General features: G+C 62.9%; 11 protein-coding genes and 2 pseudogenes. 4 read left to right on the top strand and 9 right to left on the bottom strand.

Annotated features, from left to right (window positions below; translation table 11 throughout):
• Positions 1-436 (bottom strand): annotated as a pseudogene (locus WCA85_RS13915) (NfeD family protein); the annotation flags it as partial.
• A 75-nt stretch (positions 437-511) separates the two neighbouring features.
• On the bottom strand, positions 512-1555 hold the full coding sequence (locus WCA85_RS13910; RefSeq protein ID WP_424064748.1) for an AraC family transcriptional regulator: 1044 nt from the start codon (positions 1553-1555) through the stop codon (positions 512-514).
• 316 nt (positions 1556-1871) lie between these two features.
• Between WCA85_RS13910 and WCA85_RS13905 the strand changes: the two genes are divergently transcribed.
• The 3 genes and pseudogenes from WCA85_RS13905 to WCA85_RS13895 all read left to right on the top strand — a co-directional run.
• Positions 1872-3005: an acyl-CoA dehydrogenase family protein gene (locus WCA85_RS13905; protein WP_424064746.1), complete on the top strand. Its 1134-nt coding sequence runs from the start codon at positions 1872-1874 to the stop codon at positions 3003-3005.
• Between the two features lie 56 nt (positions 3006-3061).
• The gene (locus WCA85_RS13900; protein WP_424064744.1) at positions 3062-4780 is read left to right on the top strand and encodes an AMP-binding protein; all 1719 of its coding nucleotides are present in this window, start codon (positions 3062-3064) and stop codon (positions 4778-4780) included.
• A gap of 32 nt (positions 4781-4812) precedes the next feature.
• Positions 4813-4911 (top strand): annotated as a pseudogene (locus tag WCA85_RS13895) (enoyl-CoA hydratase); the annotation flags it as partial.
• Positions 4912-4920: 9 nt separating this feature from the next.
• Here WCA85_RS13895 and WCA85_RS13890 read toward each other — a convergent pair.
• The 4 genes from WCA85_RS13890 to WCA85_RS13875 form a co-directional block, all read right to left on the bottom strand.
• Positions 4921-6180 carry an MFS transporter gene (locus WCA85_RS13890; RefSeq protein WP_424064743.1) on the bottom strand — a complete coding sequence of 420 codons (1260 nt, stop codon included), beginning with the start codon at positions 6178-6180 and terminating at the stop codon, positions 4921-4923.
• Between the two features lie 83 nt (positions 6181-6263).
• A complete protein-coding gene (locus WCA85_RS13885; RefSeq protein ID WP_424064741.1) occupies positions 6264-7079 on the bottom strand; it encodes a siderophore-interacting protein in 816 nt (271 codons plus the stop codon).
• 53 nt (positions 7080-7132) lie between these two features.
• Positions 7133-8050, bottom strand: a complete 918-nt coding sequence (locus tag WCA85_RS13880; protein ID WP_424064739.1) for a PadR family transcriptional regulator — start codon at positions 8048-8050, stop codon at positions 7133-7135.
• Between the two features lie 631 nt (positions 8051-8681).
• Entirely contained in the window at positions 8682-9470 is a 789-nt protein-coding gene (locus WCA85_RS13875; RefSeq protein WP_424064737.1) for a hypothetical protein, read from the bottom strand.
• Positions 9471-9739: 269 nt separating this feature from the next.
• Here WCA85_RS13875 and WCA85_RS13870 point away from each other — a divergent pair, with 269 nt between their 5' ends.
• On the top strand, positions 9740-10135 hold the full coding sequence (locus WCA85_RS13870) for a DUF4280 domain-containing protein (protein WP_424064736.1): 396 nt from the start codon (positions 9740-9742) through the stop codon (positions 10133-10135).
• A 4-nt stretch (positions 10136-10139) separates the two neighbouring features.
• On the opposite strand, the gene WCA85_RS13865 is transcribed toward WCA85_RS13870, so the two are convergent.
• The 3 genes from WCA85_RS13865 to tssH form a co-directional block, all read right to left on the bottom strand.
• Positions 10140-10691, bottom strand: a complete 552-nt coding sequence (locus WCA85_RS13865; RefSeq protein ID WP_424064734.1) for a toxin-antitoxin system YwqK family antitoxin — start codon at positions 10689-10691, stop codon at positions 10140-10142.
• 7 nt (positions 10692-10698) lie between these two features.
• A complete protein-coding gene (locus WCA85_RS13860; protein WP_424064733.1) occupies positions 10699-12687 on the bottom strand; it encodes a type VI secretion system Vgr family protein in 1989 nt (662 codons plus the stop codon).
• A 49-nt stretch (positions 12688-12736) separates the two neighbouring features.
• Positions 12737-14576, bottom strand: a 1840-nt coding sequence (gene tssH, locus WCA85_RS13855; RefSeq protein ID WP_424064731.1) for a type VI secretion system ATPase TssH, incomplete at its 5' end; no start/stop codon positions are given.

Genomic DNA, 14576 nt, shown 5'->3' with positions numbered 1-14576 from the left:
GCGCCATGGCGGCGATATGGCTTGCATAGACGATATAGGTGCCGGCGCTGGCGGCGCGGGCGCCGCTCGGGCTCACGTAAGCGGCCACCGGCACCGGTGACGCGAGAATTGCCTTGATGATCTGCCGCATCGAGGTGTCGAGCCCGCCGGGGGTATCCAGTTGCAGCACCGCGAGCTGGGCGCGATCCTGCGCGGCACGCTGCAAATTGCGCACGATGAAGTCGGCGCTCGCGGGACCGATCGCTCCGTTGACCGGGATCACGATGACCGGGCGCACGCTGGCGGTCGTTGCGTATGCAAGGGGAAGGGCGCTAACGAGCGCCAGCAGGAATCCAAGCGCGGCAACGCCGCACAGGAACCGGACCGCCAAACCGCCGATGTGAATCGGGCGGCGCGGACCAGACTGCCGGGACGGGAGAAACGGGTGCGTTCTCATCGCTGGCGGCCGACGCGCCGCATCGACAGGTATCGCGCGGCGTGGACCGGAAAAGACTGGCCTGACCCTTACAGCTTAGTCCGATTCTGCGGAGCGCGTGAGCGAGGCGCGCGCCACGCGATAGTCGGTGGGCCGCATGCCAGTCCATTTGCGAAAGGCCCGGTGAAATGCACTCGGTTCCGCGAAGCCGACGCGCGTGGCAATGTCCGCGATGCTGCGCCCGCTACCCTGCAGTTCACCGATTGCGATGTCACGTCGCAGATCGTCCTTGATCGACTGATACGTATGGCCCTCCTGCTTGAGATGGCGTCGCATGGTCGCCTCGGCGACGTTCAGGCGCAAGGCCATCTGATCCGCGGCGGGCCAGCCGGCCATCGGCAGCGCGCGCAGTGTCTTGCGAACGCGTGCGGCCAGCGACCCAGGATTGCGGTACTTGACGACGAAGCTGCCGGGCGCGTCGCGTAGAAACGGCTTGATGGACTGCGTGGTCTGGATCACCGGCAAGGCAAGAAACTCGGGCGACAGATCCACATACGAGGCGTCCTGGCCGAAGTACATGACATCGCAGAACATCAGCCGGTACTCGTGCGCCGCGGGTGGCTCGTCACAGCTGAAACTGGCCGACAGCAGGGGAATGCGGCGTCCCACCAGCCAGCAAACCAGGCCATACACGAGGATGAAATAGGTTGCGTAAGCGAACATCGTCGGCTGCGGCGTGCCGTTACGATGCGTAAAGGTGATGCGTACGTGCTCCGGCTCCGAGGTGAGTTGTGCGCTGAGATCGTCGAGGACGAGGCGCATGAAACCGAGTGCGCGGGCGATAGCCTGAGCGCCGTTGCGGGCCGTCAACGCCGTCTGGGTCATGGCGATAAAGCTGCCGCAGCGCATCGGATGTGAGTCCTGGCCAAAAAACTCGTCGTCGAGCGCGCGTGCGATGCCAGCCCATAGCGCGCCGTATTGTGCCGACGAGACGCGGCTCTTCGGCGCGGCGAGCATTGCCGGGGCAATGCCGGCCGCTTCGACGAGCGGTAGAACGTCCAGCCCGCGAGCGCGCGCAAGCGCTAACGTCTCTTCGACAAGACTAACCGAGATGGTCCCTTTATCGTTTTTTAGAGGCATGGGTAAGCGCCGGGAAAGCCTGGTTGGAAACAGAAGTACACCGTGATCTGGCAAACGCGCTCATTTCGCTTTGGGTTTTTGGGCGCACAATTCATGGATTTCGGCCTGGAGTGAGAGGCGGTGCCCTGGATATGGCAAATGCGCTCATGCAGAATGATCGGACAGAGCATCGAAGCTGTCCAGCGGGTTGCCTACACTGCGTTCAAACGGCGCGCTCCGCTCGGGGCGAGGGCCAGCGATTCCGCAGGGTGATCAAACTCCCGTGCTGGACAAATTCGCCGCAATAATCAGGACATACGGAGACGCAAGCGCACTCATGGACGATTTCTACACCGACGACCAACGCATGATCCGCGACGCGGCACGCGATTTCGCTGCCGATTGCCTGGCGCCGTTCGCGGCGCAATGGGACCGCGACGCGCATCTGCCGGACCACGTTGTCAAGCAGATGGGCGAACTGGGCTTGCTTGGCATGGTCGTGCCGTCGGAATGGGGCGGCTCGTACACCGACTATGTAGCCTACGCGCTCGCGGTGGAAGAAGTCGCGGCGGCCTGCGCCTCCTGCGCGACCTTGATGAGCGTGCACAACTCGGTCGGCTGCGGGCCGATCCTGAACTTCGGCACCACGGCCCAGAAAGAGCGCTATCTGCAGGATCTCGCCACTGGGCGCAGCATCGGCGCGTTCTGCCTGACCGAGCCACAGGCCGGCTCGGAAGCGAACAACCTGCGCACCCGCGCGGTCTTGCGCGACGGCCAGTGGATGCTCAACGGCAGCAAGCAGTTCGTGACCAATGGTGCGCGCGCCAACCTTGCTATCGTGTTCGCGGTCACGGATCCCGACCTCGGCAAGCGCGGCCTGTCAGCCTTTATCGTCCCCACCGACACACCGGGTTTTAACGTGGGACGGCCCGAACACAAGCTCGGCATCCGGGCATCGGACACCTGTCCGATTTCACTCGACGATTGCGCCGTGCCCGAAGCCAATCTGCTGGGTGAGCCAGGCGAAGGGTTGCGTATTGCTTTGTCGAACCTCGAAGGCGGTCGCATCGGCATTGCAGCGCAAGCAGTCGGCATCGCCCGGGCGGCCTTCGATGCGGCGCGCCAGTATGCCAATGAGCGGATCCAGTTCGGCAAGGCGATCAAGGACCATCAGAGCGTCGCCAACATGCTGGCCGATATGACGACCCGCCTGAACGCCGCGCGCCTGCTTGTGCATCATGCCGCGCGGTTGCGCAGCGCGGGCAAGCCGTGTCTTTCCGAGGCGTCGCAAGCCAAGCTTTTCGCGTCTGAAATCGCCGAGGAAATCTGCTCGAATGCGATCCAGATTCACGGCGGCTATGGCTATCTGGAAGATTATGCGGTGGAGCGCCACTACCGCGATGCCCGCATCACGCAAATCTACGAGGGGACCAGCGAAATACAAAGAATGGTGATTGCACGCAACATTTGAGTGCAGAATGAACCGCCAATAGAGCGCATCCGCGCCACACGACACTGGAGACAACGATGATCGAGCGGCCCCCTTCAGCGAAGAGCTTTTTCGATGCACGCGACCTGTTGTGGCGCCATCGAACCGACTATGAGCGCGCCTATCGCGAGTTCGCCTGGCCGGTGCTCGATGAATTCAACTGGGCGCTCGACTACTTCGACGTCATTGCGCAAGGCAACCACGAGCCGGCGCTGTGGATCGTGGACGACCCGGCGAGCCCTGGCGTGAAGTACTCGTATGCGCAGATGTCCGAGCGCTCGGCGCGGATGGCGAATTTCCTGCGCAGTGTGGGAATCGGACGCGGCGACCGCGTGTTGCTGATGCTGCCCAATCGGGTCGAACTGTGGGACGTGATGCTCGCGGCGATGAAACTCGGCGCGCTCGTGCTGCCTGCGACGATCCAGTGCTCCGCTGACGACGTGCGCGACCGCGTGCAGATCGGCGAGGCGCGCTTTGTCGTGGTGGACAGCGCTGAAACAGCCAAATTCGACGCGCTGGATATGCCGCTCACGCGCATCTCGGTGGGTGCGCCGCGCGACGGCTGGATCGATCTCGCCGCCGGCTACGACGCGGCGCCGCACTTCATGCCGGACGGCCCGACCCGCGCCAGCGATCCGCTTTTGCTGTACTTCACCTCGGGCACCACATCGAAGCCCAAACTCGTCGAGCATACACATCAGAGCTATCCGGTCGGCCATCTGTCGACGATGTACTGGATCGGTTTGCAGCCCGGCGACATCCATTGGAACATCAGCTCGCCCGGTTGGGCGAAGCACGCGTGGAGCTGCTTCTACGCGCCATGGAATGCGCAAGCCTGCGTGTTCGTTTTCAACTTCGCGCGCTTTGTGCCGCGTGAGACGCTTGATGTGCTGGTGCGCTGCAATGTCACGACACTCTGCGCACCGCCCACCGTGTGGCGGATGCTGGTGCAGGAGCCGCTTGCGGACTATCCCGTGAAGTTGCGGGAGATAGTCGGGGCTGGGGAGCCGCTGAATCCGGAGATTATCGAACGCGTGCGGCACGCGTGGGGCGTGACGATCCGCGATGGCTATGGGCAAACCGAGACCACCTGCCAGATCGGCAATTCGCCGGGGCAAACGGTAGTGCCGGGTTCGATGGGACGACCCTTGCCGGGCTACCGGATCGAACTCGTAGACGCGGACGATCAGCCGGTGAGCGAAGGTGAAATTGCACTGCCTCTGGCGCAGCGGCCGGTCGGACTGATGACGGGCTATGCGAACAACGCTAACGCCACCGTGCAGGCGATGCGCAACGGCTACTACCACACTTCCGATGTGGCGCTGCGCCGCGACGACGGCGCTTACGTGTACGTGGGCCGCTCAGATGACGTGTTCAAGTCGTCGGACTATCGGCTGAGCCCGTTCGAACTCGAAAGCGTGCTGATCGAGCACGAGGCGATTGGCGAAGCGGCTGTGGTGCCAAGCGCGGACGCACTGCGGCTTTGCGTGCCGAAGGCCTTTGTCACGGTGCGCCACGGTTACGAAGCCAGCCCAGACCTTGCGCGCAGCGTGTTCCAGTTCTCGCGCGAAAAACTGGCGCCGTACAAGCGGATCAGACGGCTGCAATTCAGCGATCTGCCCAAGACCATCTCCGGCAAGATTCGGCGTGTCGAATTGCGGCGGCGTGAAATGGAGCGGGAGGCAGAACCGGCACGCTTGCCTGGGGAGTATTGGGAGGAGGACTTTCCGGAGTTGTCGGGATCGGGCGGGAAGTGAACCTTTCACAGGAGTTGCCAGCGCGCGTACAGAGCTTCGTTGATCTGTTCGATAGCGCAGTTCGGCGCGAAGGCGTCAGCGCGTTCCTTGAAAAGCGCGCGCCGCAGTGGGGTGCGACGCGCCAGGAGTAGCAGGTGTCGTCAAGCCTCGCCGAGCGGCTCCGGACCAACGCTGCTTGCTGCTGCGGGCGAGTGATCCGAGGCCTCTTTGACCCGGCTGACCCAAGCCACGGCGACCATGGTCAACGCCACCGCCACCCAGCCCACCGTGCCATAACCGGCGATCTGCCCATCCGCGGTATTGCTCAACATCAGGCCGCCTAGCCAGGCGCCGCATCCCATACCCAGCGCCTGCAGCGCACTATTGGCGCTGAGGAACGCGCCGCGCCGGCTTGCCTCAGGCACGGTAGTGAGCAGGGCTTGCATCGGCACCATGCGTCCGGACATCGCCACCATAAAGAACGGGAAAAACAGGACCACCGCCGCGAACGGCAGCGTCGGCATGTGCGTGACAAACAGCACCGGCAGCGCGGATAGCACCGCCATCACGCGGAACATGTAGTGCTTGCCGTAGCGGTCGGCGAGGCGCCCGATGGCACGCGAGGTGAACAGGGTTGCCGCTCCGCCCGCCATATACATCCACGACAACTGCGCCGGCGGTACGCCATGGTTGGCCACCAGCATCGGCGAGATAAACGGGATCACCAGCATCTGCGCGACCATCATTGTGAAGGTCAGCGCGAACGCCTTCATATGGCGCGGATTGCTGAGCAGACGCCCCAGTTCGGGCAGCACCTCGCCTAGCGGACGCGGCCTCTTGCTCAGATGCTCGCCCAGCGATGGCACGACGCGAAACCCGGCAACCCACACCAGCACGGACAGCACCACCAGCAGCATGAACGGCGCAGCCCACGTGAAATGCGCGCCGAGCATCACACCGGCCGGTACGCCGGCGATCGCTGCCAGCGAAAACGCGGTCATGATGATGCCGGTCGCCGCGCCACGCCGCTTCACAGGGATGACATCGCCGACGATAGCCATGATCACCGAGCCAAGCACGCCGCCAGTGATGCCGGCGAACGCACGAGCGGCAAGCAGCAGCGGGTAGCTGCTGGCGAGCGCACAGGCCAGATTGGATAGCGCGAAGAGCGCATAGATGACGAGTAACAGCTTGCGGCGGTCGAACCGGTCGATATACGTCGCGGCAAACAGTCCCGACAGGCCGGAGCACCACGAATACGCCGACACCGCCGTGGCAAATGCGGCCGGCGCGATGTTGAAGGCGTGCATGATCTGCGGACCCAACGGCATCATGACCATGAAGTCCATGATGATGGTGAATTGCGTCAGCGCGAGCAGCCATAAAAGACGGCGTTCGTGCGTGGTGCTAATGGCATACATCGGCAAAATCCTTGAGAAAAGGCGAGGCCGCTGCGGCATTGCGCGAGCGGCGCTCGGCAACGGACGGCCAACGCCGCGCGGCTTCAGTCGTCGAGATTTTCGTGGACCGCAACGGCGCCCTGCTTCCAGTAGGCGGCTGCGCGGATGCGCGATTTGTCGACACCGCGCTCGGTGGACAGGTGATAGCGCACGGCGCGCATCGAGGCAGCTTCGCCAGCGGCCCAGACGTATCCCACGCCCTCGGGCAGGTACGTATCGCGTACGGCTCGCAACAAGGCGTCGCCGCGATAGGGCGATTCGCTGCGATAGCACCAGACCACATGCAATTCAGCGGCTGTGTCGAATTCGATGCGCCCAGACGGATCGGCGACTTCGAGAACCGCCGCTGCGCGTGCGCCAGGCGGCAGTTCCGCGAGACGGCGCGCGATGGCCGGCAAGGCGGTTTCGTCGCCGATCAGCAGATGCCAGTCGAAGCCGGTCGGGATCACCAGCGAGCCACGCGGACCGCCGACGCCAAGATACTGGCCCACCGTGGCCTGGGCCGCCCATGTCGCGGCGGGACCTGCTTCGTGCATGGCGAATTCGATATCGAGTTCGCGAGATTCACGGTCGTAGCGGCGCGGCGTGAAATCGCGTGCTACGGGCCTGGGTTGGTCCTCCGGGAACACGGAACCATTCGGTCCTGCGCTCGGCACAACCGGTTTATCCTCGCCAGGGGCGGGGAAGAAAACCTTGATGTGATCGTCGAACGACGCGGAGACGAAATCGTCCAGATCCTCGCCGGTAAAGGTGACACGGGTCAGATGCGGCGTTAGCGGCTGGATGCGCGCGACTTGCAGCAGACGGAACTTCAGCGGATGACGGACGCGGGTAACCGCGAGATCGGGCCTGTCTTGCATGAGTGTTCTCTCCAGTTTGATGGGGTAGCGCCGCGGATATCAGCCTTGTGGGCTTAAATCGCGTCGCCACCTGAGGTGTTTTCTCCGTCGCCTTTGGCGTCGCCTGTGCCTTCGATTTCTGCGGTGGCACGCGCGAGGATCGCGGCGATGCGGCGCTGTTCGGCCGCCGGCGCGTTGTCTCGCCGCAGCAGCGCACGCTTGAGTCCGCGGCGCGCTTCGATGAGTTCGGGCAGCCAGCCCCCTTCGCTCGGATCCAGCGCTTCTTCGCCGGCAAACGCGCGGCGCACCGAATCCATCTTGCGCGCAATATGCGTGAGCTTGGCGAGCATCAGTTCAACCCGTTCGCGGTTGCTGGCGAGGTGCGTGCGGCCCGGTTCAGCCAGTTCGTAACGCTTGCGATTGCCTTCGAGTTGCACGGTTACGTAACCGAGTTCTTCGAGGTAGGTCAGGGCCGGATAGACCATGCCCGGGCTCGGGCTGTAGAAACCGTTCGAGCGTGTTTCCAGCGCCTTGATCAACTCGTAGCCGTGGCTTGGCTGGGCGTCGAGGAGGGCCAGCAACAGCAGTTGCAGATCGTCCGAGGTGAACTTGCGGCCACGCGGAAAGCCATCGCCCTCGCCGCCGCCGAAGCCGCCAGGCCCCCCCTGGAAACGTCCGCCGCCCTCGCCGCCGCGATGATGGTGGCGGCCAATTGCATGCCAGAGAGCGTGCAGGGAGAAGCGGTCCGGGTAGGCCGCGCCGCGCATTTGGTCTTGGGCAACGAAGCCATCCCGGCCGCTTTGGCGAGCTTCTGCCATGAAGGCGTCCATGTCCATTTCGCGCTGCGAGAAGCGGTCATGATGACGGCCGCGGCCATCGCCACGGGAATGATGGCGCTCTAGCGCATGCCAAAGCGCGTGCAAGGAGAAACGGTCGTCCGAAGACCTGCGGTCGAAGTCCGGGTGACGACGTGAGTGATGTGAGTGACGCATCTGTGTGCTCCATTGAGTCTTAAGATGTGTCTTAAGATATATATCTAAAGATAGTTTGTCAAATAAAAATGTGGGGACGCTTGGGGGCACAACAAAGTGTGCGGGACGCGGGGGACCGCTGGTCAGGGGCAATAAAGTCTGCGGGATCGGGGAAATTCATTGTGCAACGCACGATCGGATCAACGTCGCTTATTGGCGATGACGGCCTTTGGCGCCGTTCATCTCGGCGGATTGGCTATATCGAGTGCGGAATGTCGAAACGTGTTTGTTTCCGAGAGGACAGACGATAGGTAGCACTCGTCGGCCGGAGCGGTCCGACTAACCGTTGGCAGTTGGAAAGAGGTCGTTGCCAACATGGTGACCCGAAGGACGCTTCAGGGTCCAGAGCACGCACGCGTGCGTAGTACAACTGACATTCGCTGCCGGCAGACGGACGAATGCAAGGCAAGTCGATCTTTCAGAGTCTCGCCGACGTTGTGCCGTGAATGTCGGCGATGTCCGCCGACTTGTCTTCATGGCGAAAGGCATGGATGCCGCTGGACGCGGTCGTCAACCTTTCGCGAGTATCCACAATATGCTGAGGGTCGAGAAACGCCTGAAAAATTGATCTTGCCTTTCTCTCACCCTGGTTTCAGGCGCTGAGGGGTTGTGTGAACGGCTGTGCGTCGACTCGCCGACCAGGCGTGGATTCGATCCGGCGCTCGAGTGATGCCCTGCGCTTTTCTTCAGCGGTCACGATGAAGTCGGACAGTTCGCGCTCCAAGGCTGAATCTTTGTCACCTGGATTCCACTTCGCGGCACTGTGCCGGCGGCGCGTGGCTCTAGCCAGCGCCAATGCTGACATCGCGGCCTTCGCACATTCATATTCGACCTGACCGTAAAGATCGATCGGATCGCCAAACTCCCGAAATGCCTCTACGTACTCTCGAGCCGCGTGCACTGTAGCCGGGTACTCGCGCAGTTCGGAGATAACCCGGCGGGTCAGTACTTGCCACTGCAGCTTGTCTGGAAACACAAAGGCGGGGACGGACACGCCCCTGCTGGCCTCGTGAGTCGTAGAGCCGACCGGCCTCGCTGCCGCCCAAACGGCCTTATGCATCATTGTCCGACAGGTTCGAGCGTAGCTTTCCAGAGATAACGCCAGTTCAAATGCGGTATCGCGTCGCTGACGTCGGCGTTCCCGGGCATCCCGCGCCGAAATCCACGCCAGCGTTACGATAGATCCGATTGCCGCTGACGCTAACGCCAAAATTATCGGAGCGTTCCAGCTAAGTTGCCGGAAATATTCAAGCCATTCCTGCCGCATACGAAGCGCCTCGGAGAAAGAGGTGCACAGAATATAAGCAATCGTTTGCGGGCGTATTTGGGGCACGAATCTGGTGTGCATTTTCGCCACGAACGCTTCGATGGGATGGCGCACGGCTTGACAGACGGGACTGACCGTGCCACTCGTCCACCGGGTACCAGAGAGGGCGTTAAAAATTTGACACTGCTCTAATTCTTAAGCGGATGGGGCAGTGCGCTGATGCGAAAGCCATGCGTTTTCCTGGGACTGTCCGCCGGCCGATAAGCGCGATGCCGCTTCGAACGCGATGCTCGGATTGCCTCAACGGGTCCGCCACCTTGCGGATACTGGTAAGCTTTTGCAAACAGTCCGTTGCGTAACCGGTTCGGTATCAGCGAGGTTTTATGGCGAGCTTACAGGTATGCGCAGGCGGCACGCTGCAATGCTCGTTCGGCGCTGCCCCCGGCGTGCTGAACGTGTTGCCGGCAAACCGCACACTGGTGGGCGGCGTGCCGGCAGCCACGCTGCTCGATTCCATTCCAATCGTCAATATCACGCCGTTCGGAATGTGCCAGAGTACGGCGAACCCCACCGTAATTGCCGCCACTTCGGCAGCGCTGGGCGTATTTACGCCGATGCCGTGCGTGCCGGCCACCCCCGCGCCATGGATTCCGGGTGGCGCACCAACCGCGCTAATCGGCCCGGCACCCGCGCTCGACGCGCAAGGCACGCTGGTTTGTGCGTGGGGTGGCGTCATCAAGGTGACGCAGCCTGGACAGACCAGCACGCTGGTGCCGTGACGGCTCATTGAGGCGCGGGCGACGTACCGGGCAACGTGCGCCACCAGAGGCGCCAACGCGACAGCGGCTTGCCCTCGGCATCGAGTGGGCGGCCATCAAGAGCATAGCGCTCGCCCGGTTGCACGGGCTTGCCTGCGCTGTATAACTGCCGCTCGGCGAGTTCACCATTGCTGTGAAAGCGCTCCAGAAGTCCATGCAGCTTGCCCTGCCGGTATCGTGCGTGTTCGAGCAAGCGGCCATCGGGCAGGTAGGTTTTGCTGTCGCCGTGCAGCAGGCCGCGCGCATAGTGCGCCTCACGTTGCACCGAGCCGTCCTGCGCGTAATACACAGCTTTACCATCGAGCTTGTCGTCGGCGTAGTTGAGTCGCGCGGAAGGCGTGCCGTCTGGATAGAGCAGGGTGGCAGGACCGCCGAGGCGACCATGCACATAGCGCAGAATGGCCAGCATCACGCCGTTCGAGTAGATGCGCGCGTCGCCGTGCAGCGCGCCGTCCACCATCGTGCCTTCGATACCGGAGCCGTCGCGCATTACGCTCACGTCTTGAGGTTTATTCATATCTGGCTCAATTGATCTTGACGATGCCGCCCTTGACAGTCAGCATGCCGCCACCGTCGACCGTCTGTTCGAGGGAGCCCTTGTTCGACACGCTTTGCGCCTCATTCGATAGTGTGCCGTCCGATTTGTTTGTCAAGGACGTGCCAGCCTGATTGGTCAACGAGACCGCGGCTTGATGGCTCATCGAGCCGTCGGTCCTGGCGGTGAGGTTCCCGGTGCTTTGCAGCGTCAGCGTGCCGCCCACCTTGATGGTCAGATTGCCGTCCACGCTCAGCGTAAAGTTGCCGGTCACGGTATGCGCAAGGTTGCCGCCAACGCTGCGCGTTTCGTCGCCGCCTGCCTTGACCGTACGGGTTCCGGCGACGTCGACGGTTTCATTGCCGGTCTTCACGGTTGCGCTCCGATTGCCGCTCTCCAGCACCAGCGTATCGTCGCCGTCTTTCACCGTATGCGTACGCGCATGCTGGATGGTGCGCGTTTCGTCATGGCCGATGGTCCAGGCGGCGTCGTTCAGCACCTTGACGTTCAGGTCCTTTTGCGCCTGCATGAACACTTCTTCGTTGTCCTGCTTGTCTTCGAAACGCAGTTCGTTGAAGCCTGCGTTGCCTTTCGAACTGCTCGTCTTGATGCCGGACTGTGTCTGGTTGTCGGGCAGCGTATAGGGAGGCTGGTTTGCGCCGTTGTAGACGCTGCCTGTAATGAGCGGGCGATCCGGATCGGCATCGACGAAAGTGATCACGACCTCGTCGCCGATGCGCGGCATGAATTGCATGCCGAACCGTTTGCTCGCCCAAGGCTGCGCGACACGGACCCAGCACGAACTGTTCTCGTCGTTCTTCCCGTCCCGATCCCAATGGAACTGTACCTTGACGCGTCCATACTGATCCGTCCAGAGCTCCTCGCCTGCCTTGCCGACGACGGTCGCCGTCTGGGTCGGCATGACGGGGCGCGGTGTGGTGCGCGCCGGCCGGTATTCGATGGTCGCGGGGAACGCCTCGAAGCGGTTGCGGTAGGTATCGTGGCTCGCATCATGCACAACGCTCGCCACGACCCACTGAATATTGGCGTCATCCGACTCGTGTCCGGACAGCGTGAACTTGTACCCCGGCAGCAACCCGCGGCAATCGCTTTCGCCAACCAGCCGGCGTGCGCCACTGCGCAAGTCGTCGATGCGGCGCTTGGTGATCGATGCCGCCGCCGCGCTGGTCTGATATCGGCCCGGGTATTCGTAGACCTTGGGACCATCGGAGGCGGCCTCAGCTTGGGAAAAAAGTTGCGACGCTGGCGTCAGATACGCGTAGTCCGAACTGGCAAACACGCCGGTCACGCTTTGCTCGACCAGTTCGCAATAGAGAATCTGGCCGGCTTCACGCTCACCGGTGTGGCCGGGTGTGTAGGCGAGTGTTGTCGCGCCCGGCAGCGCTGCAAAGGCATCGGTATGGTCGGCTACGACCAGTGTGTGTTTGCCGTTCTCGTGCTGGAAGAAATAGAACCAGCCTTCCTCTTCGCACAGCCGGCTAACGAAGGCGAAGTCGGTCTCGGCGTACTGCACGCAGTACTCGCGTGCCTCATAGGCGCCCGTCAGCGAAAACGAGAAGTCAGTTGCACCGTGGCCGCTGAAGACGCCCTCGATGATCTGTTGGGTGGTCTTGCCCTGGAAGATCCGGTTGTTCGAAGCGAGCGTCAGCAGCCAAAGCCACGAGCGCAATTCGAGCGTGTAGTGGCTGCCGTCGACCGTCGATGGCAATTGCGCCGCACGCATACAGACCGCATCGATGAGGCGCGGGTTGTCTCCCCACTTGAGCGAGAGCGTAGCGTGCTGGCCGATCACTCCCGAGAGCGCCACAGGCGGCGTGGCACCGGTGGCGCGCACGCTCAGTTCGGCGACCGCCCCAATGGCTTCACGGCCGGTGAACTGAGTGGGGAAGAGCGCATCAAACGGCGCGCCGGCGATCGCGAGGCGAGTGGTGTCGTCGGTCGGGAGGGGACGGGGCATGTAATAGCAGATGAGTCAGGCGAGTTATTTCAGTGAGGAACGGCGCGCGTCATTCAAGCGCCCACTGCGCGAGCGTGCCGACCAGTTCGTTCATCAGCACGTTGTCGATCTCCCGTGCGCCGGCCGAGCGGCAACGCCCGAGTACGGCGTCGACGATACCGGTGTCGAAATCGAACTGTTTGCCGGTGAACGCGTGGTATCGCGTCCTTAGCTCCTCCAGTTTCTTTTCGATGATCCCGCGCAGCACCGTGTCGTCGAGCGGGCGATAAGGCACCTCGGTCATGCGCGCCAGAAATGCCGGGCGGAATGCCTCCAGCAGCACGTCGCGCAGCCGGCGCGTGAACGCGTCGGTGGCCAGCAGGTCGACCGGCGTGTGCAGCAGCAGTTCGGCACCGACATTGCTGGTCGCGAGAATCACCGTGTTGCGAAAATCGACGCTCAGGCCGGTGCCATCCTCCATCGTGCCCTTGTCGAAGACGTTGTAGAACGCCTCGAGTACATCGGGATGGGCTTTCTCGATCTCATCGAGCAGCACCACACTGTAGGGCCGGCGGCGCACAGCCTCGGTCAGCATGCCGCCCATCCCGTACCCGACATAACCGGGTGGTGCGCCCTTCAGTTGCGACACGGTATGCGCCTCCTGGTACTCGGACAGGTTGATCGCGATCAGATTGCGCTCGCCGCCGTACAACGCATCGGCAAGCGCGTAGGCCGTCTCGGTCTTGCCGACGCCGGTCGGCCCCACCAGCAGAAACACGCCAACCGGCTTCAACGGATCGGTGAGACCGGCACGATAGGCCTGGATGCGTTTGGCAATGCGATCGAGCGCCGCGTCCTGGCCAATGATCCGCTGCGCGAGGCGCGCCTTGAGCGTGCGCACCGCATGCACTTCGTCGGCCAGCATCTTGCCGACCGGAATCCCGGTCCAACTGGCGATCACCGCGGCCACCGCCTTGGAGTCGACGCAGACAGGCACCATTGGATCATCGTCGCGGATTGCTTCAAGGCCGCTTTCGAGTCTCGCCAGTTCAGCGCTCAGGTCGTCGAGCTCTTCGCCAAGCGGCCCCTGCGGATCTGCACGTAGCGCCTGATCGAGCGTCGCAAGCCGCGCCCGGGTGCTGAGTATTTCACGTACCGCAGCGGATTCGTCGTGCCAACGCGCCTCCAGTTCACGGGCGAGGGACGCGTTGCGTTTATGCTCGACGTCGAGCACGGCAAGCCGCGCCGCATGGTTCGCGCCGAGCACCAGTTCGCGCTTGAGTCGCGTCAGTTCCTCATGCAGGGCGCGTTCGCGATGCCGTGCGGCTTCCAGTTGCGGCGGCGTGTCGTGTTGCGCCAGCGCGACACGGGCACAGGCGGTATCGAGCACCGCAATCGCCTTGTCGGGCAACTGACGGCCGGATATATATCGATGCGACAGCTTCACGGCATCGACGATCGCCGCCTCGAGCACGGCGACGCCATGGTGTTCCTCGAGTTTGGTCGCAACGCCGCGCAGCATCGCGACCGCGGTTTGCTCGTCAGGCTCTTCGACCTGCACCAGTTGAAAACGCCGCGCTAGCGCGGGATCCTTTTCGAAGTACTTCTTGTATTCGAGCCACGTGGTGGCCGCTATCGTGCGCAGTTCGCCACGCGCAAGCGCGGGCTTCAACAGGTTGGCGACGTCGCTTTGCCCCTCGGCGCCACCTGCACCGATCATCGTATGCGCTTCGTCGATGAAGAGAATGACCGGCTGCGCCGAACGTTTGACTTCGTCGATCACGCTCTTCAGGCGTTGCTCGAACTCGCCCTTCACGCCGGCGCCCGCCTGTAGCAATGCGAGATCGAGCACGCGCAGCGCGACGGCCGCAAGAGGCGGCGGCACCTCGCCCCCGGCGATGCGCAGGGCC

The sequence above is a fragment of the Paraburkholderia sp. genome (assembly GCF_049581445.1).
Taxonomy (GTDB): Bacteria; Pseudomonadota; Gammaproteobacteria; order Burkholderiales; family Burkholderiaceae; genus Paraburkholderia.
The sequence above is the reverse complement of the archived record's forward strand: the minus strand, read 5'-3'. Positions and strand labels throughout refer to the sequence as shown.

Bases quoted from the DNA above. Each gene is read 5' to 3' on its own strand.
- WCA85_RS13910 (WP_424064748.1), bottom strand. From the start codon at position 1,555: ATGCCTCTAAAAAACGATAAAGGGACCATCTCGGTTAGTCTTGTCGAA.
- WCA85_RS13905 (WP_424064746.1), top strand. From the start codon at position 1,872: ATGGACGATTTCTACACCGACGACCAACGCATGATCCGCGACGCGGCA.
- WCA85_RS13900 (WP_424064744.1), top strand. From the start codon at position 3,062: ATGATCGAGCGGCCCCCTTCAGCGAAGAGCTTTTTCGATGCACGCGAC.
- WCA85_RS13890 (WP_424064743.1), bottom strand. From the start codon at position 6,180: ATGTATGCCATTAGCACCACGCACGAACGCCGTCTTTTATGGCTGCTC.
- WCA85_RS13885 (WP_424064741.1), bottom strand. From the start codon at position 7,079: ATGCAAGACAGGCCCGATCTCGCGGTTACCCGCGTCCGTCATCCGCTG.
- WCA85_RS13880 (WP_424064739.1), bottom strand. From the start codon at position 8,050: ATGCGTCACTCACATCACTCACGTCGTCACCCGGACTTCGACCGCAGG.
- WCA85_RS13870 (WP_424064736.1), top strand. From the start codon at position 9,740: ATGGCGAGCTTACAGGTATGCGCAGGCGGCACGCTGCAATGCTCGTTC.
- WCA85_RS13865 (WP_424064734.1), bottom strand. From the start codon at position 10,691: ATGAATAAACCTCAAGACGTGAGCGTAATGCGCGACGGCTCCGGTATC.
- WCA85_RS13860 (WP_424064733.1), bottom strand. From the start codon at position 12,687: ATGCCCCGTCCCCTCCCGACCGACGACACCACTCGCCTCGCGATCGCC.